The following is a 21,024-nucleotide window of genomic DNA, read 5'->3' on the forward strand; positions in this document are numbered from 1 at the left end:
GCCCGCCGGTTGGGGTGGGAACGGGGTTGTTATGCGCTACCTGTGGTCGATTCCGGCCGCGGTGGTCGCCTGGTTCGTGGGCGGCTTCTCCGCGACGTACCTGAAAGGGCTGCCGGACGGTGCGACGTACTTCGTGCCGCCGCGGATCGATCTCGTGCTGCTGGGCGGGTTCGCGGGCGGTGTGCTGGCCGGGCTGCTGATCGGTCGCGTGCGCGCCGCCGTACCGGTGGTGCTGGTCGTTGCCGCGGGCATGTGGTGGCTGACCGGGAACTCGTTCTCCGACCGGGACATGCTGATCACGTTGCTGGCGGCAAGCGCCGTCGGCGCGTTTTTCGGTGCCCTGGGCACCAGAAGCTCGGTGGTCGCGGCGTTCGCGCTCGCGCTGCCGGTCGCGTGGTACGCGCAGCGGCCGGCCGGACAGCTGGCCGACTGGCAGTGGCTGTGGCAGTTGAACGGTCTGTTGGTCGGCGCCGGGCTCGCCCTGCTGCTGTACTTCGCCTGCTGGAAGCGCGGCTGGCGCTCGGTGGGCTCGTGGATCCCGCTCGCGGGGTTCTACCTGGTCTGCAACGGCTTCGTCGAGGCCGTCCAGGTCGTCGCGCGTTCCAACGGCAAGCCGATGGACGCTGTCGGCGACGCGTCGACCGAGGCCTTCTTCCAGTCCTTCCAGCCGCTGCTGCGCGAATACTGGCCGTGGATGGTGGTCAGTGTGCTGCTGGCGATCCCGATGGTGGCGCTCAAGCTCCGCGCCCTCCCGCCACCACCGCCGCCCCCGGACCCGTACGCCGAGCGCACCAACGACGCCGTACTCTCCGACGACCTCGACTGGATCGACCAGCAGGAGGCCCCACGCCGCCTCCTGCCCCGCCGCCAACCGGTGAACTAGGCGACAGGCTCGGCCGGCTCCTCGTCCGGTGGTACGAAGTCGGGGTCGCCGCCCTCGTCACCGGAGCGGGCTCCGGCCTGGGCGAGGTGCGAGACCGACTCCAGCTCGGCCAGCACCGACTGATGCTGGTCCACGCAGAGCACGACGAGGTCGCCCCGGTTGGATCGGCTGAGCGCGTGGCGTACGGCGTCCAGCTCCTCCAGCACCGTGTCGACCTGACGGCAGCGCGCACCCTGCGCCATCGCGGCCCGTACGCCGGTCTCGATCAGCGAGGCCGACTCACCACGTTTCCGTCCGCGCAGCCGAGCATCCTCACGTACGACGACCACGTCGAAGTGCTGCGCCGCGACCTCACCCAGTTCACGGATGTCGTCGTCGCGCCGGTCGCCCGCGGTCGCGATCACGCCGATCCGGGACGGCCGCCCGAGCTCTGACGACGCGGTCAGGCTCTCGCCGAGACGGTCGACGAAGTCGCCGAGCATCCGCATCGCCGGCGCGTTGTGGCAGTAGTCGACGATCACGGTCCGGCCGTCCACGTCGATCTCGTTCAACCGGCCGGGGGACAGGTAGTACGACGTACTGAACGTCCGCAGGCCCTGCCGGATGTCGTGCAGCGACGCACCCGCCGCGAACGCCGCCGCCGCGGCCGCCATCGCGTTCTGCACGTTCATCATCGCCCGCCCGCCGAACGTTGCCGGCAGCAAGTGAGTCCAGGCCAGCTGCATCGACCGCCGGCCGTGCTTCACCACGATCATGTCGCCCAGGTCGGACCGCTCCAGCACGACCGCGCGACCACCGCGCCGGCAGTGCCCCTCGATGTAGTCGCGGACCTCGCTGCCCGGCTCGGCCATGCTGAACCACACGACCTGCCCCGAGCACTTCCGGCGCATCTTCCGGACCAGCGGATCGTCGGCATTGAGTACGGCGTACCCCGTCCGCGGCACCGCCTCGACCAGGACCGCCTTCACGTCCGCGAGCTGCTCGAGCGTGTCGATACCCCGCATCCCGAGGTGATCGGGCTGGATGTTCAGCACCACGGCGACGTCGTTGCGCTCGTACCCGAGGCCCTCGCGCAGGATCCCGCCGCGCGCCACCTCGAACACCGCGAAGTCGACCCGCGGGTTCTGCAGCACCATCCGCGCCGACTTCGGCCCGGACGCGTCCTGGCGGATCACCAGCCGCTCGTCGATCACGATGCCGTCGGTCGAGGTCATCCCGACCTTGCGGCCGAGGCCCTTGAAGACGTGGCTGATCATCCGCGCGGTCGTGGTCTTGCCGTTCGTACCGGTCACCGCGACGATCGGGATCCGGCTGGTCGCACCCGGCGGGAACAGCATGTCCACCACCGGCTTCGCGATGTACTGCGGTTCGCCGATCGTCGGGTTCGTGTGCATCCGGAAGCCGGGTGCCGCGTTCACCTCGCAGATCGCGCCGCCGGTCTCACGCACCGGCTGGGTGATGTCGGGGCAGATGAAGTCGATACCGGCGATGTCGAGCCCGATCATCCGGGCCGCCTCCTCGGCGATCTCGACGTTCTCCGGGTGTGCCTCCCAGGTCCGGTCGATCGAGATCCCGCCGGTGGACATGTTGCCGGTGAGCGTCAGCTTCACCATCACGTCCTCGGGCGGTACGTCGTCCAGCTCGAAGCCCTGGTCGCGGACGAGCTGCCGGGCGGCGGCGTTGATCGTGATCCGGGTCAGGATCTTCTCGTGACCGACACCGCGGCGCGGGTCGGCGTTGGTGATGTCGACCAGCTCGGCGACCGTGTGGATGCCGTCGCCGACCACGTGCGCGGGTACGCGTTCGGCGATCGCTTCCATCCGGCCATTGATGATCAGGCAGCGGTAGTCCTTGCCGGTGACGAAGTTCTCCACGATCACCGAGCCGCGCCGGGACTGCTCGGCCGCGATCGGGAACGCCTCCCGGACCGCGTCGGCGTCCGGCAGGTTGAGGCAGACACCGCGGCCGTGGTTGCCGTCGAGCGGCTTGCACACGACCGGGTACCCGATCTTGTTCGCAACCGTGACCGCCTCGTCGACAGTGCGGATCGATTCCGACCGCGGCACCGGCAGACCGGCCGACGCGAGCAGACGGGTGGTGAGGTCCTTGTCGCTGGCAACGTCGACCGCGATCGAACCGGTTTCGGACGTCATCGTGGCCCGGATCCGCTTCGCGTGCACACCCTGGCCGAGCTGCACCAGGCTGGCTTTGTTCAACCGGATCCACGGGATGTCCCGGGACACGGCCTCGTCCACGATCGCCTGCGTCGACGGGCCGAACGCGGTCCGCTCGGCCTGCTTGATGAACCTCTCCAGCTCGGTCGTGAAGTCGAACGCCGGATCCGGCTGAACCAGGTTGTTCACGAACCGGACGGCGAGCTCACCCGCCGCGAGACCGACCGCTTCGTCGGCGTACGCGTAGGTGATGTTGTAGATGCCGGGGGAGCCCTTCACCTGCCGGGTCTTGCCGCGGCGCATGTCGTGGCCGGCCTCCTGCTGGAGCTGGAGCGCGACGTGCTCGGCGATGTGCCCGAGCCAGGTGCCTTCGTCCAGGCGCTCGATGAACCCGCCCCGGCGGCCGCGCGAGCAGTGGTGCTGGTCGAGCCGGGGGAGGTCGGCCAGCAGCCGCTCCTTGAAGCCGGGGATGGTGTTCGACGGGAAGTTCTCGAGCGAGCCGAGGTCGACGACGAGATGGATCGCGGGGTCGTAGCTCCAGACGTTCGGGCCGCGGTAGACGCGGGTCTCGATGATCTTGAGGTCAGGAGCTGGGGTGCCGTGCGTTTCGGTCATGTGTTTCCGTTGTCTGCTTGCGTGCGGTCGGGGAGCTCGGATTCGGCGCCGGCCGTGATCGGCTCGGTCGCCTCCGGTCTGGACTCCCCGGCCCCTACCGCTTTGGCGGACTTCTTCGTCGTCCGGCGTCCCGCGCGCTTCTTCCGGTCCGCGTAGTACTTCGGTGAGACCCCCTCGGCCGCGATCTCCTTGGCCAGTTTGCGCAGGTCCGCCTCGGCGGCCTCCATCTCGGCGAGCTCCGTCGCGGGCGGCTGCTTGCCGAACGACAACAGCACCCGGTCCTGCAGGTCGAACGTCGCGGTGGCCGGCAGCACATGCAGTACGACGCCGGAGGCGAGCAGCGGCTCGGAGCGGCCGGCGTAGTGCCCGTTGGAGGTGATCCGGCTGCCGTCGAAGATCGTCACCGCGCCGCGGCCGACGACCTCCAGGTGTGAGCCGCGGAACACGGCCGCGGTGTCCTCGTCGACGCCGATCCCGAGCAGGCCGGGGGACTGGGCGACGAGCGACAGCAGCCGGCCGTACCGGTTCCGCTGGGCGAAGTGCTGGTCGACGATCGCGCCCTGGACCAGCCCGAGTCCGCCGGACAGCTGGCTCATCCGCTGCCGCGGGGTGGCGCCGGAGCGCCCGAACGCGATCATGTGCTCGGCCAGGATGCTCGCGCCGGCCGACGTACCACCGACCGCGGCACCGCGCGCATGGGCGGCGGTGACGGCGCGGCCGAACGCCGTACCGGTGACGACACCGGCGAGCTTGAGCTGGTTGCCGCCGGTCATGAACACGCCGGTCGCGTCGTTCAGCGGGGAGATGAAGGCCGGGTCGTCGGCGTCCTCCCGGTTCTCCGGGCGAACGCCGACCACACTCTCGGCCCCGAGCGCGGCGAACAGGGCCCGGTAGACGTCGATGACATCGGGCCCGAGCGCGGACGCGGTAGGCACCACCACGATCCGCGCCTTGGCCCCACCCGCCGCTTCCACGAACTCCTGCAGCACCGTCCGCTTCTTCAGCTTGTCCTCGGCCCCACCGATCGCAAACAGGGCACCAGGCCCACCCTGCAGTTCAGACATAGGCGAAGAATAGGTGCTGACCCCCTCAGCGACCGAACGTGAACCAGTTCAGGTTGACGTAGTCGGCGGGTTGGCTGCTGGTGAAGGTTATGTAGACGGTGTGGGTGCCGGTCACGGACGAGATGTTGGCGGGGATGGTCCGCCAGGACTGCCAGCCGCCGGTGTTGCCGACGGCGAAGCTGCCGATCGGGGCGTTCGAGCGGCTGTCCAGGCGTACTTCGACGAGGCCGCTGACGCCTCCTGCGGCGCCGGACGCGACACGCGCGACGAACTGGGTGGCCGCCGTGCTGCCGAAGTCGATGCCGTTGTACTGCGCCCAGTCGCCGTTGCCGATCTGCATCAGGTTCTGGCCGCCGCCGGTGTCCGTTGTGGTCTCCACGCCCATACCGGACTGCTGCGCGAACGACTCCGCCTGCAACGTGCCGTACGCCGAAGAGCCACCGCCCGGCGGGGGAGTCGTCGGGGGCGGAGTGCTGCCGCCGCCCTTCGTCGAGACCGCCACGTAGTCGACCATCATCGGACGATCCGGCACGGTCGACGCGCGCGGCGTGGGGCCGTTGAGCGCGTCCGGGAACGCGCCGCCGATCGCCAGGTTCAGCAGCACGAAGTACCCGGCGTGCGACGTCATGTTCGACCACGTGTCGGCCGGCAGCTGCCCCTGGCTGACCGAGTGGAACTGCTGCCCGTCGACGTACCATCGCAGCTGGTTCGGCGATACCGACGTGTCCCACTCGAACCGGTACGTGTGGAACGCGGACTGGCAGCTCGAGCCCGGGCATGCGCGGTTCGCGCCGATCCCGGTGGTCTCGTTGCACGGGCCGCCCGGGCTGACGCCGCAGTGCAGCACGCCCCAGACCGAGTTGATCCCGTTGACGTTCTCCATGATGTCGAACTCGCCGATCCCCGGCCAGTTCCAGTAGTTCCCGCGGTACGGCGCGCCGAGCGCCCAGAACGCGGGCCAGTACCCGAGCGCCGCGTCACCGGTCACGTTCGGCATCTGGATCCGGCTCTCGATCGCCAGCACACCACCCGACGGCGGCTTGAAATCGCTCCGCTGACTCTCGATCCGCGCCGACGTCCAGTTCCCGGCGCCGTCCCGGCGCGGCGTGATCCGCAGGTTCCCGGTGCCGTCGAGCGAGACGTTGTCCGGACTGTTCGTGTAGTTCTGGATCTCGCCGGTACCCCAGTTCCCGGGGCCGCCCGGGTAACCGTGCCCGGTGTCGATGATCCAGTTGGAGCCGGACGGCAGACTGCCGCTCGACCCGTTGAAATCGTCACTCCACACCGTCGACCAGCCGTCGGTAGGCGGCGGCACACTCGCGTGCGCGAGCGGTACGACGGCCAGCAGAGGCGCCAGCAGCGCAAGTACTAATGGGCGGGTACGCATGAACCTATGGGAGCGCTCTCATCGCGCAGTGTCAACAGCTCGTCACAGGTGCGTGCGAAACACCGTCGTACTACGTCGCACCCGCATGCCGAGGCGTTCGTACATCGCCAACGCGCCGGTGCCGGAATGCGTCCAGAGGATGCAGGTACTGCGGCCGCGGGCGCCGAACTCCGCACACGTACGGTCGAGCATCGCGCGGGCGATGCCCTTGTTGCGCTGATCGTCGCGGACCGCGAGCTGCTCGACGTACCCCTCCTCGCCGTCCAGCGCGATCACCGCGCCGACCACCTCGTCACCGGCGTACGCGAGCGTCGACACCTCCGGGAGGAACGTCGCCCGCCCGACCGTCAACTCGCTCCACTCCTCGAAGGACTTCCGCCGCGGCTGGAACGCCGCGAACGCCGCCTCGATCAGCTCGTACACCTCATGCGCCCGAGCCTCGTCGTACCCCTCGAGCCGGATCCCTTCCGGGGCGGCGGCCTGCTCCGAACTGATTGGTCGCTCCAACAACCAGTTGGTCGCCAGCACGTCGCAGCCGCGGGACCGGAGCAGCTCCGTCCCGGCGAGGTCCGCGTCGTCGACGATCTGCGCGAACCACTCGCTGCCACGCGCCCGCGAACCCGCCTCGGCCCAGTCGAGCAGTCGCGTCCCGATCCCGAGCCCGCGGTACGACGGATGCACGTCGATCTGCGCGTGCTTGCCGTCGTGCAACCACGCCCACGCCGCGAGGTCGCCGTTCGGGGCGATAACCACCAGGGTGTCGCGCTCGAGCTGGATCATCGGCCGGCTCAGGTTCGCGGCGACCTGGTCAGGAATCACCTCGGCCTGGCCGTGCCATTCGCGCTCGTTCGCGGCGATCAATCGGTAGATCGCGTCCGCATCGTCGAGCGTCGCCGGCCGGTCGGTGAAGTCCATGGGCCGATCTTGCCGCATCGCTTTGGACCAACCGGCCGAATTGCAGCTTGTTGCGATCAGGCCGGGGTCTCGGCGTCGGCGACTTCTACCTCTTCGCGGGTGATGCCGAGCAGGTAGAGGATCGTGTCGAGGTAAGGGACGCTGAGATGGGTGTCGGCGGCAGCACGAACCACCGGCTTGGCGTTGAACGCGACGCCGAGGCCGGCCACGGCGAGCATGTCGAGGTCGTTCGCGCCGTCGCCGATGGCCACGGTCTGCGTGAGCGGCGTGCCTGAGCGTACGGCGAACTCGCGCAGCGCGGCCGCCTTGCCGGCGCGGTCCACGATCTCGCCGACGACCCGGCCGGTGAGTACGCCGTCGACGATCTCGAGCTCGTTCGCCTTCGCGTAGTCGATGCCCAGCTCGGCCGCGAGCTTGTCGGTGATCTGGCTGAACCCGCCGCTGACGATCGCGAACTGGTAGCCGAGTCGCTTCAGCGTGCGGACCAGCGTACGAGCGCCGGGCGCCAGCTCGATCGCGGCGTACACCTCGTCGAGGGCGGTCGCCGGGAGGCCCTCGAGCGCCGCGACCCGATGCCGCAGCGATTCCTCGAAGTCCAGTTCGCCGCGCATCGCCTTCTCGGTGACGGCGGCGACCTCGTCCAGCCGGCCGGCGTGCTCGGCGAGCATCTCGATGACCTCGCCCTGGATGAGCGTCGAGTCGACGTCCATCACGATCAGCCGCTTGGCCCGCCGGTACAACCCGCCGTCCTGCACCGCGACGTCCAGCCCTTGCCGCACACCCTCCAGGGCGAGGACCGTCCGCAGCGTCTCCGGATCGGCGCCCGAGACCGCGATCTCCATCGCGGTGACCGGGTACCGCGCCATCCGGCTGATCCGGTCGATGTTCGCGCCGGTGTCGGCGATCCGGCCGGCGACCGCGGCGAGCCCGGCGGCGGACAGCGGATGCCCGATCACAGTCACCTGGCTGCGGCCCTTGCGCCGCGGCTCGTTGTCGCCGACACCCTTCTTCACCGAGATGTCGACGTCGAGCATGCTGGCGAGGGCCTTCAGCTCTTCCTTCAGGTCCTTGTGGTCACGCGGCGCCGACAGCAGTACGCCGAGCACCAGGCGCCCCCGCAGTACGACCTGCTCGGCGTCGATGACCTCGAGCCCACGCGTCGCGAGCGTGGAGAGAACGGCGGAGGTCAGGCCCGGCCGGTCGGTCCCCGTCAACGTCACCAGCAGCGTCGGCCGCTCGGCCGCCGCAGTCTCGAGTTCAAGCTCCGTGGGATCAGTCATCGCACCCCGAACGCTACCTATATGAGATGACCGTCCAATGGCCGGTCCAGATCTCAAGCATGAACGGGTGGCGCGCAGGCCGCGACCAGCGCCCGGCGGGCCGCGGCCGCGAGATCGAGAAGCGCCCGCCGGCGAGCGTCGGCCTCGGCCCCGGTCACGGCCGCACCGTCGTCCTCCAGCGCCGCGTCCGCGATCGCCAGACACCTCCGGGCAGTCGCTGCGGTCTTCACTGCGCGTGGTTCGTAGCCCGGAGCAAGGACGTCTCCGTCGCCGCGTCCGATCTTGCGGATGTCGATCAGCGCGTCCGCGACTTCGGGCTTCCACCGCGCGACCTCGAGCGCGGCCAGTGAATCGGCCGCGTCGATCAACGCCAGCCGCAGACCGCGGTCCGCCTCGCCGAGGTCGGCCGGCAGCGGACTCGACGCGGGTAGCACGGACCACTGCACGGCCGGCCCGACGTACGCCGGAACGAGTCCGAGCTCAGGCCCCGTGAGTACGACGGCTTCGCCGGTCTCCAACGCGGCCTCGTTGAACGACGGCGGTCCGGCCAGGCCGATCGGGTCACCCGGGACGGGCAGCGCGAGGTGCGCCTGCGTCGTACCGGCGGCGCGCAGCAGGTTGAGCGCGACCGGCAACGTGGCCGGCTCGGGATGGCCGGCCAGCCCGGAGACGTGGTGACCGACGTCGTCACCGAGGATCTTCGACGCGGCGGTGTCGGGGTCGCAGGCGCCGGTCAGCATCGCGTTCGTCCAAACGGTGAACCGTACCGAGGCGGAGGTCGTCAGCACGCCCGCAAGTCTCTCACCACCCGACCACACGTCGTCGACGGCGACCCCTTAGGTTTTGAGCATGACTGCAGTGGTGGAGCTGGCCGGGGTGACGATCGTCCGTGGTGGCGCACGGCTGCTGGACGGGATCGACTGGACGATCGACGAGGCCGACCGCTGGGTGGTGATCGGGCCGAACGGCGCGGGCAAGACGACCCTGCTGCAGATCCTCGCCGCACAACTTCATCCGACGACCGGTGTGGCCGGCCTGCTCGGTGAAGTGCTCGGCGCCGTCGACGTGTTCGAGCTGCGGCCGCGGATCGGACTCACCAGTGCCGCATTGGCCGACCGGTTGCCGAAGAGTGAGCGGGTCTCCGATGTCGTCGTCTCCGCGTCGTACGCCGTCCTCGGCCGATGGATCGAGCAGTACGACGACCTCGATCACCAACGTGCCAATGCACTGCTGGCCGAGCTCGGGATCGGGCACCTCGCGGACCGGACGTTCGGGACGTTGTCCGAGGGGGAGCGGAAGCGGGTCCAGATCGCCCGCGCGCTGATGACCGACCCCGAACTGATGCTGATGGACGAGCCCGCGGCCGGCCTCGACCTTACGGGTCGCGAACAGCTTGTCCGTTCGCTCAGCGCGATCGCGACCGCGGTCGGCGCCCCCGCGATGGTCCTCGTCACCCACCACGTCGAGGAGATCCCACCCGGTTTCACGCACGCCCTGCTCCTGAAGCAGGGCCGCGTCGTGGCCGCCGGCCCGATGGACGAGGCCCTCACCGCCGAAACCCTCAGCGACACCTTCGACCTCGCCCTCACCCTCAAGCAGGAAGACGGTCGCTACACCGCCCGCGCCCTCTGACCCCGGGATCCTGTGGCCGACCAGACGCGTCCAAACACCTGCTTGCAGGCCCCGACGTGGATAGGCTTGGGAAATGATGGATTGGCTGCGGGACAATGTGTGGGCGGCGTGGCTGACGATCGCCGCCGTCCTCGGCCTGGCTGAGCTGGCCTCGCTCGACTTCACCCTGCTGATGCTGGCCGCCGGTGCGCTCACCGCCGCGGGGGTCGCGGCGTTCTTCCCGGGACTGCTCTGGCTGCAGATCGTCGTCGGCCTGATCACCGCGGCCGCGATGCTGGGAGCGATCCGGCCGATGATCGTCCGCAAGATCCATCACGGTCAGGAGCTGAAGACCGGCTCCGCCCATGTCATCGGCCGGACCGGGACGGTGGTGAAGGAGATCCATCCCGACGGCGGCGGCTCGATCCGCCTCGGCGGCGAGCTCTGGACCGCCCGGCCGTACGACGAGATCTCCACGATCGCCCCGGGCACCCGGGTCGAGGTGATGCACATCGACGGCGCGACCGCGGTCGTCTACCCGGTCGGCGAGCCGCTGCACCACCAGCTGGACCTGCCCGAGCCGAGCCAGGACCCGAAGCCGACCGACCCGCCCCAGAGCTGAACGCAGAGCTGAACGCAGACCTGAACGCAGAACCGAACGCAGAACCGAACGTAGGCGGTCGGTTGAGTGGTCCCCTGCGCGCAGTAGTGTCGAAGGTGCAGGGCGGTTGATGTAGCTGCTCGATCAGGCATCCGACGCGCCGGGAACCGGTACGGCGCCTGCCCCGTCGATACGGAAGACTGTCCGTCCTGAGGGTCCGTTCGAGTGGAGGGTCAAAGTGACCGCGTTCCTCATAGTCCTGGCACTGGTCGCCTTATTGGTGATCGTGACCTTGGTCAAGTCCGTCCGGGTGGTGCAGCAGCAGACCGTCGGGATCGTCGAGCGGTTCGGCAAGTTCAAGACCGGTCTGCAGCCCGGCCTGAACCTGTTGACGCCGTTCGTCGACAAGGTCCGCTACACCATCGACATGCGCGAGCAGGTGGTCGCGTTCCCGCCGCAGGGCGTCATCACCGAGGACAACCTGATGGTGTCGATCGACTCCGTCATCTACTTCCAGGTGAACGACCCGGTCCGGGCGACGTACGAGATCTCGAACTACATCCAGGCCATCGAGCAGCTGACCATGACCACGCTGCGAAACATCATCGGTGGTATGGACCTCGAGCAGACGCTGACGTCTCGCGAGGAGATCAACGAGAAGCTGCGGTACGTGCTGGACGAGGCGACCGGCAAGTGGGGCATCCGGGTCAACCGGGTCGAGCTCCGCTCGATCGACCCGCCGCCCTCGATCCAGGACTCGATGGAGAAGCAGATGCGCGCGGACCGGGACAAGCGCGCCGCGATCCTCACCGCGGAAGGTATGCGGCAGTCCGCGGTACTGTCCGCCGAGGGTCAGAAGCAGTCCGCGATCCTCACCGCCGAAGGTGACAAGCAGTCCCGGATCCTCCGCGCCGAGGCCGAGCGGCAGGCGCGGATCCTGAAGGCACAGGGTGAGGCGCAGGCCATCACCACGGTCTTCAACGCGATCCACGCCGGCAAGCCGGACCAGGGTCTGCTCGCGTACCAGTACCTGCAGATGCTGCCGTCGATCGCCCAGGGCGACGCGAACAAGCTGTGGATCGTGCCGAGCGAGATCGGCGACGCGCTCAAGGGTCTGGGCAGTGCGGTCGGCCAGGTGGCCGGCATCACCCAGAAGGCCGAGGGCGAGTGGCACGCGCCGGAGCTGTCCAACGGCGAGGTGGCCGAGCTCGACTCGTCCGCCGCGCCGGCGGCAGTGGCCGAGGCCGACAACGCGGTCCGCGAGGCGATCGCGGCTGCCGAGTCCGCCGCCGTGAGCACCCGCAGCCAGGCTGCTGCACCGGCCACGCCGTCGATCCCGCCGCCTGCTCCGTCGCAGGAGCCGCCGGCCGCGGAGCCGCCGCAGCGCTGACGGCTGTACGTCGTACCACCAAGGCCTCCCCGGTCAGCCGGGGAGGCCTTGGTGTTGTCGATTGACTACCAGTCGATCGCATACTGTCTGCTCAATGTGCGGACTGGTGAGCGCGAGGCGCGATCGGGTGCGTAAAGTCAGGCAGCGATGACATGGTACGAAGCGGTGTTCGTCCTGCTGGCGGGGATGGGCGCGGGAACGATCAACGCCGTCGTGGGGTCGGGCACACTGCTCACCTTCCCCGCGTTACTTGCCGTCGGCATCCCGCCGGTGCTGGCGAACGTCAGCAATACCGTCGGTCTGGCGCCGGGGACCGCGGCCGGAGCGATCGGTTACCGGCGCGAGCTCGAGGGCCAACGCGGCCGCATGCTGCGGTTGATCCCGGCATCACTGGCCGGCGGCATCGTCGGGGGAGTGCTGCTGCTGACGCTGCCCGACTCCGCGTTCCACGCCGTCGTACCGGTGCTGATCCTGCTCGGCTGTCTACTCGTCGCGTTCCAGCCGTGGCTGTCGAAGTGGATCAGTGCTCCGTCGCATCTGCACCGCGGTGCCTGGTGGGTGATCCCGGCCGTCTTCGCCACCGGTGTGTACGGCGGGTACTTCGGTGCCGCACAAGGCGTACTGCTGATGGCGATCCTCGGCCTCGGACTGGACTCGAACCTCCAGCGGATGAACGGCCTGAAGAACGTACTCGCCACGGTCGTGAACACCGCCTCCGCGATTCTGTTCATCCTCGTCCATGACATCGACTGGCTCGCCGCCGGTCTGATCGCGGTCGGCTCGACCATCGGCGGCTTCCTCGGTGCTCGCTACGGCCGCAAGCTCCCGCCGATCGCACTCCGCGCCCTGATCGTCTGCATCGGCATCCTCGCGATCGTCACGATGGTGTTCTGAGCTGTAGTCCGGCCAGCAGCAGGTCCAGCCCGTAGTCGAACTGTTCGTCGCCGCCTGTCGTCCGGGCCAACTCCGGTGCCAGCTCGACGACCGAAGGGAACTCGCGCGCCGACAGCGACTCCATCGTCGCCCGCAGTCGCCGCCACGCCTCGGGATCGCGGCGCTCGGCCGCCATCTGGATCTCCCACGACGTCGAGCCGAGCACGTACGTGAACAAGGTAGTATGCGTCCGGGCCGCCGTCTCCGCGTCGAACCCGGCCGCCCGCAGTACGCCGAGCAGTCCCTCGGCGACCCGCGCCGTCTCGTGCCCGCTCAGCGGCCGCCCGGCGAGTAGTTGCGCAAGGCAAGGATGTTGGAGCATCAGCAGCCGCAACGACCGGCACACCGCCCGCACCTGATCCGGCCACGGCACACCATCAGGTACGGCGGGCAGCAGGCCCATCAGGTGATCGCGGACCGCGTCGTACAGCTCGTCCTTGTTACGGAAATAGGTGTAGAGCGCCATCGGGCCGACACCCAGCTCGGCGGCCACGCCGCGCAGACTGAAGGCGTCCGTGCCGCGGGACTCCATCAGCTCGAGCGCGGTCCGCACGATCAGCTCGGAGCTGAGCGTGTTCCGCGGTGTCCTGGCCATGTGACACAGCTCCCTTCGACGTTCATAACGTACAGTGTATAGTACGGTGTATGCGAGCCATTCAGATCACCGAGTTCGGTGGACCCGAGGTCCTGAAGATCAGCGAGATCCCGGAGCCGGCTGCCGGCGACGGGCAGGTCCTGATCACGGTCGACCGCGCGGGCATCAACTACGCAGACACCCACCAGGTGGAGAACAGCTACCTGTCCCGGGCGGAGCTTCCGCTGATCCCGGGCGGCGAGGTGGTCGGCCGCACCCCGGACGGTCGCCGGGTGGTCGCGCTGGTCGGCTCGGGTGGGTATGCCGAGAAGGCGCTGATCCACCCGGCGCGCGCATGGGACGTGCCGGACGGTGTCACCGACGGGCAGGCGCTTGCGCTGATCGTCCAGGGCACCACGGCGTGGTACATGCTGAAGCACTCCGCGCACCTGCAAGCCGGTGAGTCCGTCCTGGTTCACGCAGGCGCCGGCGGCGTCGGCCACCTGTCCATCCAGCTCGCGAAGCTGCGGGGCGCCGGCCGGGTCATTGCCACCGCGTCGTCGGAGGAGAAACGGCAGCAGACCCTCGAGCTCGGCGCCGACGTGGCCATCGACGGGGAGCCGGAAGGCCTCAAGGACCGCATCATCGAGGCGAACGGCGGCAAGCCCGTCGACATCGTGCTCGAGATGGTCGGCGGCCCGACGTTCGACGAGTCGTTCGCGGCGCTGGCGCCGTTCGGCCGGCTGATCACGTTCGGCGCGGCGTCCCGGCAGGCCGCCAAGCCGATCGAGCCGGCCCGGCTGATGAAGGGTTCGAAGACGATCGCCGGTTTCTGGCTGGTCGACAGCCTGCGCGACCCGAAGCAGTTCGGTGCGGCGCTGACCGAGCTGTTCGACCTGACCGCGGACGGCAAGCTCCGCCCGATCGTCGGCGGCGAGTACGCGCTGTCCGACGTCGCCACCGCTCACGAAGACATGCGTGCCCGCAGGACTGTGGGCAAGCTCCTGCTCGACCCCACTCGCTAGGAGATCAGATATGACAATTGCAGTTGAGAAGGTTCTGTACACGGCCCGCGCCACCGCGGACGGCGGCCGCGACGGCAAGGTATCGACCGACGACGGCAAGCTCGCCGTCACGGTCGCGCCGCCGGTCGAGATGGGTGGCAACGGCAACGGCACCAACCCGGAGCAGCTGTTCGCGGCCGGCTACGCGGCCTGCTTCCACAGCGCGCTGAAGCTGGTCGCGCGCAAGGCCCGTCAGGACTCCGACGGCTCGACCGTCACCGCCGAGGTGGGCATCGGCCCGATCAACGGCGGCGCCGGCTACGGCCTGCAGGTCGAGCTCGTGGTCAGCCTGCCGGGTGTCGAGCGCGCGGTCGCCGAGGAGCTCGTCGCCAAGGCGCACGAGGTCTGCCCGTACTCCAACGCCACCCGCGGCAACATCAAGGTCGACCTCAAGGTCGCCTGAAAACCTAGATCCGGGCCAGGGCCTCTTTGAGGAGGCCCTCGGTCGCGGACACCGGGGCCGCCGAGATCGTCAGCCCTTCCATGATCGCGACGTACTCGTCGACCTCGTCGACCTCGTCGAGCTTGTCCAGGTACAGCGCGCTGGCCGCGTGCTCGATGTAGACGATGTCGGGCAGATCGCCCTCCGGGAACCGCAGCAGGCTGAACGCGCCACCGGCGCCGGCGTACCCGACGCTGCTGAACGGCATCACCTGCAGAGTGATGTTCGGCTGCTGCGACCACATGATCAGGTGCTCGATCTGCGCCCGCAGTACCTTCTCGCCGCCGACCGGCCGGTGCAGCACCGACTCGTCGATGACCACCCAGAGGCGGGCCGGGTTCGCGCGGGTGAGGATCTGCTGCCGGGTCACCCGGAGCTCGACCCGCTGGTCGACCTCCTGGTGCGGCAGGAACGACGACTTGCCGAGCTGGACCATGGCCCGCGCGTACTCCTCGGTCTGCAGCAGACCGGGGACGAACATCACCTCGTACGTCCGGATCAGCGCCGCGGCGACCTCGAGCCCGACGTAGTTGGTGAACCAGCTGGGCATCACATCGCCGTACCGCGACCACCAGCCGGGGTTGTTCGCGGCCCGGGCCAGCTCCATCAGCCGGAACCGCTCGTCGGTGTCGGCCATCCCGTACAGCTCGAGCAGGTCGCTGACATCGCGTTCCTTGAACCCGACCCGGCCGAGCTCCATCCGGCTGACCTTTGACTCCGAGGCCCGGATCTGCCAGCCCGCGTCGGCGCGACTGATCCCGGCGGCTTCACGCATCCGCCGCAGCTGCCCACCCAACATGATCCGCAGAGCGGTCGGCCCACCTTCGCCGCCGCTCACCGACACTTGATCACTCACCCTGACCCACGCCCAGCCACGCACCCATTTCAGCCCGTGATGCTACCGCCTGTCCACGGGTATCGTCCGATCGGCGCTCCGCCGATCGAGATGCGCGGCGTGTCGGGTCAAGTGCTTGACGAGGAAGCGAGCGTCGCGGTCGACGCCCTGGACGCTGGCCGAGGCGATCGCGTACTGGAAATCGAGCCCGAGGAAGTACAGCCCGGGTACGTCGGACGCCACGCCCCGCTCGTGCCGCAGCTGCCCGTCGTCCCCGAAGACCGGCAGATCGATCCAGCTGTGGTCCGGATCGGAACCGGTGCACCACACCACGTTCGTGACATCGTCGAGTACGTCGCCGTCGGCCGTCACCGGCTTGCCGTCGCGGACGCCCTCGATCCGGCTCAGCCGTTCGATGCCGGCCGCATCGAGGTGGTCGAGCTTGTTGCGGGTCAGTGGCAGACCGTTCTTCAGCGCATTCGCGATCGCCTTGCGTCCCATCGGCGTACGTCGGGTGAGGACGTACTTGAACAGGAACATGACGACCGGCGTGAACACGTGGCCGACGGTCGAGTCGATGTCGACCGGCACCTGCCCCGGGTGCCGTCCGGCGAGCAGCGTGCGATGGGTCTTGACCGCGTCGCGGGCGACATCGGTGCCAGAGTTGGCCGCACCAACGATCAGAACGGGGCCGCCCGCAAGCTGCTTGGGGTTCCGGTACTCCAGCGAGTGCAGTTGCCGGATCGACGGATCGAGCTCATCGGCAAACGACGGCCACCGTGGCGTGCTGTGCATACCGGCTGCGACGACGACCTGGTCCGCGCGCCAGTCACCGGCGTTCGTCTCTACGACGAAGCCGTCGCCGTCCTGCGACAGTCGCGTCACGCGTACTCCGGTCCGCACCGGCAGCTCGTGATGGACGGCGTACTGCTCGAGGTAGTCGGCCATCTCGTCCCGGTTCGGACAGTCCTTGGTGCCGATGCGCAGCCCGGGCAGACTCGCGTACCGCGGCAGACTGAAGAGCCGCAACGAGTCGTACCGCTCCCGCCAGCAGTCACCCACCCGGTCATTCCCGTCCAGCACGACGAAGTCCTCACCCCGCCGCCGCAGGTAGTAGGCCATCGCCAATCCCGCCTGCCCCGCCCCGACCACCACAGTCCCGACCCTGTCCATAATTCAAAGTAGGTCCGGATTGTGCTGCTGCACATCGTCCGATCACGCCAACTCGGGCGAGCGGCGACTGGTCATTTCTGCCCAGTCAGGCCGTGTTCGTACGCGTAGGCCGTCGCCGCGGCTCTGCTGGAGACGCCGAGCTTCCCGAAGATGTTGCTGACATGCCGAGCCACCGTTCGCTCGCTCAGGAACAGCTGATCGGCGACTGTCCGATTCGTTGCACCCGTCGCCAGCAACCGCAGGACTTCCAGTTCCCGTGCGCTGAGTCTGCTGCCGGCCTCCGATTGGTCGGGCATCGTCAGGTCACCGTCGGCGCCGAGGCGTTCGAAGACGGCTCGCGCGCCCTGCAGCTCCATCTGCTCGGCGTCGGTGTCCCCGAGCTGCCGGCAAGCGTCTGCGACCAGCAGCCGCGTGCGGGCACCTTCGTACGGCATCTCCAGCCGCTGCCACAGCGTCCCGGCCCGCCGCAACAGCGGGATCGCGCCCTGGGGATCGCCGCACGCGATCCGGACCGCGCCCTCGGCGTACGCCGCGAGCGCTTGCAGGTACGGCGATTCCGCCCGCGCGAACTCGTTCAACTCCGCGGCCGCTTTCCGTGCGGTCTCGCGGTCGCCGCACTCGATCGCCAGCTCGACCCGCGCCGCGAGCAGCAGCGGGCGATTCGGTGAGAACGAGTCTTCGGCCAGCGCGCGGTTCAGACCGGCGATCGCAACGTCGAACCTGCCCTGCGCGGCACGCAGCCGGGCCAGACCAGGCTGCACGTCCATGCCGTCACCGGCCGCGAGCTGATACGCGCGTTCGGCCGCGTCGAGGTTGCCGCGCTGGCGCTCGACCTCGGCCAGGCGGTACCAGGCCGATCCGACCGTGCCCGCCGACAGGCGCCGGCACGCGTCCTCCGCTGCGTCGGCGGCCTCGGTCCAGGCACCGCGGAACTGGAGGATCTGGGCACGATGCACCAGGCACGCCCCGCGGTACGGGACCAGGCCCGGCTGCGAGTCGCACCAGCCGGTGAGAGCGCGCGTCCACTCCTGGGCGCGGCGGATGTCGTACATGTCGAGGCAGAGCGCGATCACCGAGCAGTACGCCATGCCGGTGACCTCGGGGCCGATCCGGCCGCCGGTGACGTGGACCATCGCCTCGTCGAGGGCAAGGAGGGCCTCGGCGCCGCGGCCCAGCATGGCGAGGCAGTTCCCGCGGCCGAGTGCGGCCAGGACGATCGTGTCAGGCTCGCCGGCCCACCGCTGGCTCTGCTCGAACAAGGGGAGCGCGGTGGCTGCGTCGCCGGAGTTCATCGTCAACGCGGCTTCGGCCATCGCGAGCCGCCCGGCGAGCTCGACGTTTCCTTCCGGCACGAGGCGCATGATCCGCGCCTGCCAGCCGGCCGCGCGGGAGAGGTCACCGCGCTGCTGCAGATGGAACCCGAGCCAGAACCCGCTCCGGATCGCCCCGTCGAGGTCGCCGTTCGCGAGGTACGCCTCGACCGCCCGCTCGCGGTACGCCGCGACCTCGTCGTCGTGACCGAGGACGAAGGCGGCGACCGCGAGCCGTTCGAGCTCGGCCGGCGGCAGGGGAGCGCCCTGGTCCGCGGCCGTCAGTTCGGCGTACTCCGCGGGCCAGTCGTGCTGCTCCATCGTCGGCCTCTAGTGCTGCGCCAGGTCCAGCACTGTTGCTGTCGGCAACTTCGCGAGCTCGGTGCCGTCGAGCAACAGCTTCGAGCCGCGGATCCCGCTGCCGATGACCACCATTCCGGCCTTCACGACCGCCTCGTCGACCAGCACCGGCCAGTCGGCGGGCAGTCCGATCGGCGTGATCCCGCCGTACTCCATGCTGGTCGTGCTGACCGCGTCGTGCTGGGCGGCGAACGAGATCTTCCGGACGCCGAGGTGCTTGCGGATCACCCCGTTCACGTCGGCGCGGTCCGTGGCCAGCACGAGCACCGCGGCGTACGACTCCTCGCCGGCCCGCTTGCCGAGCACGATCACGCAGTTCGCCGAGGCGGCCATCGGTACGTCGTACTCCGCGCAGAACGCCGCCGTGTCGGCCAGCTCCGCGTCGATCGCGGCCGCGTACGCCGTCACGTCCGCGAGCCCGTCCCGAACCGGCGCCGCCAGCAGCTCCGGAACCTCCAGCGCGGGCTGCCAGTCGAGCTTGCCCATCACCGGTGCCGTCACTGGTGGGCCTCCGGCAGTTTCACGAGGTCGGCGTACTCCGTGTGCTCCTGGAGGAACTCCTGGTAGAACGGGCAGGCCGGCTTGACCCGGAGTCCGAGGGCCCGCGCGTCGTCGAGGGACTTCGTCGCGATCCGCCCGGCCACGCCGCGGCCGCGGAACTCGGGCAGCGTCTCGGCGTGCACGAAGGCGATCACGCCCGGGTGCAGCTTGTAGTCGACGAAGCCCATCAGGGTGCCGTCGGCGTCGTGTGCCTCGTACCGGCTGTTGTCCTTGGCGTCCACGACGTTGATGTCTGTCTCCATGCCGCAACTCTAGTCACCGTGACCGACGGTTTTGACTCGGTCACTCCTGGGGTACCGGCCCGGATGGTCGAAAGGAGCAGTGGATGAGCGAGCACGCGTTGGAGCACGGAAAGGCGATACCGAGTCTCGTACCGGCCAGGATGGACCGGCTGCCGTGGACCCGGTTCCACTGGATGATCGTCGTCGGTCTGGGAGTCTCCTGGATCCTCGACGGCCTCGAGATCCAGCTGGTGTCCCTGGTCGGGAACGTATTGAAAGAGCCCGAGACCCTGCACCTGAGTACGTCGCAGGTCGGCCTGATGGCGTCGGTCTATTTGGGCGGTGAGGTGGTCGGAGCACTGGTCTTCGGCCGGTTGACCGACCGGCTCGGCCGACGCAGCCTGTTCATCGTCACGCTGCTCGTGTACCTGATCGCGTCCGGTCTGGCCGGCCTGTCCTGGGACCTGACCTCGCTGCTGATCTTCCGGTTCATCGCCGGGATGGGTATCGGCGGTGAGTACGCCGCGATCAACTCCGCGATCGACGAGCTGATCCCGTCGCGGTTCCGCGGCCGGGTCGACATCGGCGTGAACGGCACCTACTGGGCCGGCGCGCTGATCGGCTCCGCGGTCGGTCTGGTGTTCCTGAACAAGGACATCGTCCCGATCGAGTGGGGCTGGCGGCTGTGCTTCCTGATCGGCCCGGTGATGGGCCTGTTCATCATCTATCTGCGCCGGCACATCCCGGAGAGCCCGCGCTGGCTGATGACGCACGGGCGGGTCGAGGAGGCCGAGCGCACCGTCGACGACATCGAGGAAACGGTACGGCGCCAGGGCGGCGAACTGCGTACGGTCAGCGACGACGAGGCGATCGAGCTGGTCGACTACCCGCCGGTGACGTACCGCGAGATCGCCCGGGTGATGCTGCGCGACTACCGCAGCCGCTCGTTCCTCGGGTTCTCGATGATGGTGACGCAGGCGTTCCTCTACAACGCGATCTTCTTCACCTACGCGCTGGTGCTGAAGTCGTACTTCGGTCTGAACGACTCGAGCGTCGCGCTGTACTTCTTCCCGTTCGCGATCGGCAACCTGGCCGGACCGCTGCTGCTCGGCCGGCTCTTCGACACGATCGGCCGGCGGAAGATGATCTTCGGCACGTACACGCTTGCCGCGATCGTGCTGTTCATCACCGCGCTGCTGTTCAACTCCGGCGTGTTGAACGCCGCCTCGCTGACCGGGTTGTGGTGCGTGGTGTTCTTCTTCGCCTCGGCCGGCGCGTCATCGGCGTACCTGACCGTGAGCGAGATCTTCCCGATCGAGCTCCGCGGGCAGGCGATCTCGTTCTTCTTCGCGATCTCGCAGCTGACCGGTGGTGTGATCGCGCCGTTCCTGTTCGCGTCGCTGATCGGTTCGGGCGACAACCCGGCGCGCGGGCCGCTGACGGTCGGTTACATCGTCGGCGCGGGTGTGATGCTCGCGGGCGGGATCATCGCCTGGGTGTTCGGCGTCGACGCGGAAGGCAAGTCGCTGGAGAACATCGCCAAGCCGCTGTCGGCGACCGGCGGCGCCACCCGGTTCCAGGGCGCGACGCCGCGGATGCCGCGTACCGAGCGCCGCGACCGCGAACCCTAA

The 21,024-nt window shown here is 69.0% G+C and carries 20 protein-coding genes; 8 read left to right on the forward strand and 12 right to left on the reverse strand.

Annotated features, from left to right (window positions below; translation table 11 throughout):
- The first annotated feature begins 31 nt into the window (after positions 1–31).
- Complete coding sequence (locus tag FDA38_RS16295; protein WP_137254861.1) at positions 32–883, forward strand: hypothetical protein; 852 nt, start codon at positions 32–34, stop codon at positions 881–883.
- Here FDA38_RS16295 and cphA read toward each other — a convergent pair.
- From cphA to FDA38_RS16325, 6 genes are read right to left on the reverse strand one after another with little or no spacing between them, the layout of a single operon-like run.
- Positions 880–3,672, reverse strand: coding sequence for a cyanophycin synthetase (gene cphA, locus FDA38_RS16300; protein WP_137254862.1), 2,793 nt, complete (start codon positions 3,670–3,672; stop codon positions 880–882). The genes FDA38_RS16295 and cphA overlap by 4 nt on opposite strands.
- On the reverse strand, positions 3,669–4,736 hold the full coding sequence (locus tag FDA38_RS16305) for a cyanophycinase (RefSeq protein ID WP_137254863.1): 1,068 nt from the start codon (positions 4,734–4,736) through the stop codon (positions 3,669–3,671). Before FDA38_RS16305 ends, cphA begins: the two co-directional genes overlap by 4 nt.
- 25 nt (positions 4,737–4,761) lie before the next feature.
- The gene (locus tag FDA38_RS16310) at positions 4,762–6,123 is read right to left on the reverse strand and encodes a glycoside hydrolase family 16 protein (RefSeq protein WP_137254864.1); all 1,362 of its coding nucleotides are present in this window, start codon (positions 6,121–6,123) and stop codon (positions 4,762–4,764) included.
- Between the two features lie 42 nt (positions 6,124–6,165).
- Positions 6,166–7,038, reverse strand: coding sequence for a GNAT family N-acetyltransferase (locus FDA38_RS16315; protein WP_233714754.1), 873 nt, complete (start codon positions 7,036–7,038; stop codon positions 6,166–6,168).
- Between the two features lie 56 nt (positions 7,039–7,094).
- Entirely contained in the window at positions 7,095–8,318 is a 1,224-nt protein-coding gene (gene serB / locus FDA38_RS16320) for a phosphoserine phosphatase SerB (protein ID WP_137254866.1), read from the reverse strand.
- A gap of 53 nt (positions 8,319–8,371) precedes the next feature.
- Positions 8,372–9,106, reverse strand: coding sequence for a hypothetical protein (locus FDA38_RS16325; protein ID WP_233714755.1), 735 nt, complete (start codon positions 9,104–9,106; stop codon positions 8,372–8,374).
- Between the two features lie 61 nt (positions 9,107–9,167).
- Between FDA38_RS16325 and FDA38_RS16330 the strand changes: the two genes are divergently transcribed.
- The 4 genes from FDA38_RS16330 (at position 9,168) to FDA38_RS16345 (ending at position 12,814) form a co-directional block, all read left to right on the forward strand.
- Positions 9,168–9,950, forward strand: coding sequence for an ABC transporter ATP-binding protein (locus FDA38_RS16330; protein WP_137254867.1), 783 nt, complete (start codon positions 9,168–9,170; stop codon positions 9,948–9,950).
- 73 nt (positions 9,951–10,023) lie between these two features.
- A complete protein-coding gene (locus FDA38_RS16335) occupies positions 10,024–10,551 on the forward strand; it encodes an NfeD family protein (RefSeq protein ID WP_137254868.1) in 528 nt (175 codons plus the stop codon).
- Positions 10,552–10,768: 217 nt separating this feature from the next.
- On the forward strand, positions 10,769–11,920 hold the full coding sequence (locus FDA38_RS16340; RefSeq protein ID WP_137254869.1) for an SPFH domain-containing protein: 1,152 nt from the start codon (positions 10,769–10,771) through the stop codon (positions 11,918–11,920).
- Positions 11,921–12,067: 147 nt separating this feature from the next.
- Entirely contained in the window at positions 12,068–12,814 is a 747-nt protein-coding gene (locus FDA38_RS16345) for a sulfite exporter TauE/SafE family protein (protein ID WP_137254870.1), read from the forward strand.
- Here the strand turns inward: FDA38_RS16345 and FDA38_RS16350 are convergent.
- A complete protein-coding gene (locus FDA38_RS16350) occupies positions 12,798–13,448 on the reverse strand; it encodes a TetR/AcrR family transcriptional regulator (RefSeq protein ID WP_137254871.1) in 651 nt (216 codons plus the stop codon). The two genes, FDA38_RS16345 and FDA38_RS16350, sit on opposite strands and share 17 nt — an antisense overlap.
- Positions 13,449–13,498: 50 nt before the next feature.
- Here FDA38_RS16350 and FDA38_RS16355 point away from each other — a divergent pair, with 50 nt between their 5' ends.
- Together FDA38_RS16355 and FDA38_RS16360 are read left to right on the forward strand one after the other, a co-directional pair.
- Positions 13,499–14,452 carry a quinone oxidoreductase family protein gene (locus tag FDA38_RS16355; RefSeq protein ID WP_137254872.1) on the forward strand — a complete coding sequence of 318 codons (954 nt, stop codon included), beginning with the start codon at positions 13,499–13,501 and terminating at the stop codon, positions 14,450–14,452.
- A gap of 10 nt (positions 14,453–14,462) precedes the next feature.
- Positions 14,463–14,894 (forward strand): organic hydroperoxide resistance protein, encoded by a 432-nt coding sequence (locus FDA38_RS16360; protein WP_130450357.1) that lies wholly within the window; start codon positions 14,463–14,465, stop codon positions 14,892–14,894.
- A 4-nt stretch (positions 14,895–14,898) separates the two neighbouring features.
- Here FDA38_RS16360 and FDA38_RS16365 read toward each other — a convergent pair whose 3' ends face one another.
- From FDA38_RS16365 to FDA38_RS16385, 5 genes are all read right to left on the reverse strand, one after another.
- The gene (locus FDA38_RS16365) at positions 14,899–15,732 is read right to left on the reverse strand and encodes a helix-turn-helix domain-containing protein (protein ID WP_137255499.1); all 834 of its coding nucleotides are present in this window, start codon (positions 15,730–15,732) and stop codon (positions 14,899–14,901) included.
- A gap of 99 nt (positions 15,733–15,831) precedes the next feature.
- Positions 15,832–16,941 (reverse strand): flavin-containing monooxygenase, encoded by a 1,110-nt coding sequence (locus FDA38_RS16370; protein ID WP_137254873.1) that lies wholly within the window; start codon positions 16,939–16,941, stop codon positions 15,832–15,834.
- Between the two features lie 71 nt (positions 16,942–17,012).
- A complete protein-coding gene (locus FDA38_RS16375) occupies positions 17,013–18,572 on the reverse strand; it encodes a helix-turn-helix transcriptional regulator (protein ID WP_137254874.1) in 1,560 nt (519 codons plus the stop codon).
- 9 nt (positions 18,573–18,581) lie between these two features.
- Positions 18,582–19,112, reverse strand: coding sequence for a YbaK/EbsC family protein (locus FDA38_RS16380; RefSeq protein WP_137254875.1), 531 nt, complete (start codon positions 19,110–19,112; stop codon positions 18,582–18,584).
- Entirely contained in the window at positions 19,109–19,414 is a 306-nt protein-coding gene (locus tag FDA38_RS16385) for a GNAT family N-acetyltransferase (RefSeq protein ID WP_137254876.1), read from the reverse strand. The genes FDA38_RS16380 and FDA38_RS16385 overlap by 4 nt, the downstream gene beginning before the upstream one ends.
- A gap of 83 nt (positions 19,415–19,497) precedes the next feature.
- On the opposite strand from FDA38_RS16385, the gene FDA38_RS16390 reads away from it, so the two are divergent.
- Positions 19,498–21,024, forward strand: coding sequence for an MFS transporter (locus FDA38_RS16390; RefSeq protein WP_137254877.1), 1,527 nt, complete (start codon positions 19,498–19,500; stop codon positions 21,022–21,024).

This window comes from Kribbella jiaozuonensis, from assembly GCF_005233875.1.
Lineage (GTDB): Bacteria > Actinomycetota > Actinomycetes > Propionibacteriales > Kribbellaceae > Kribbella > Kribbella jiaozuonensis.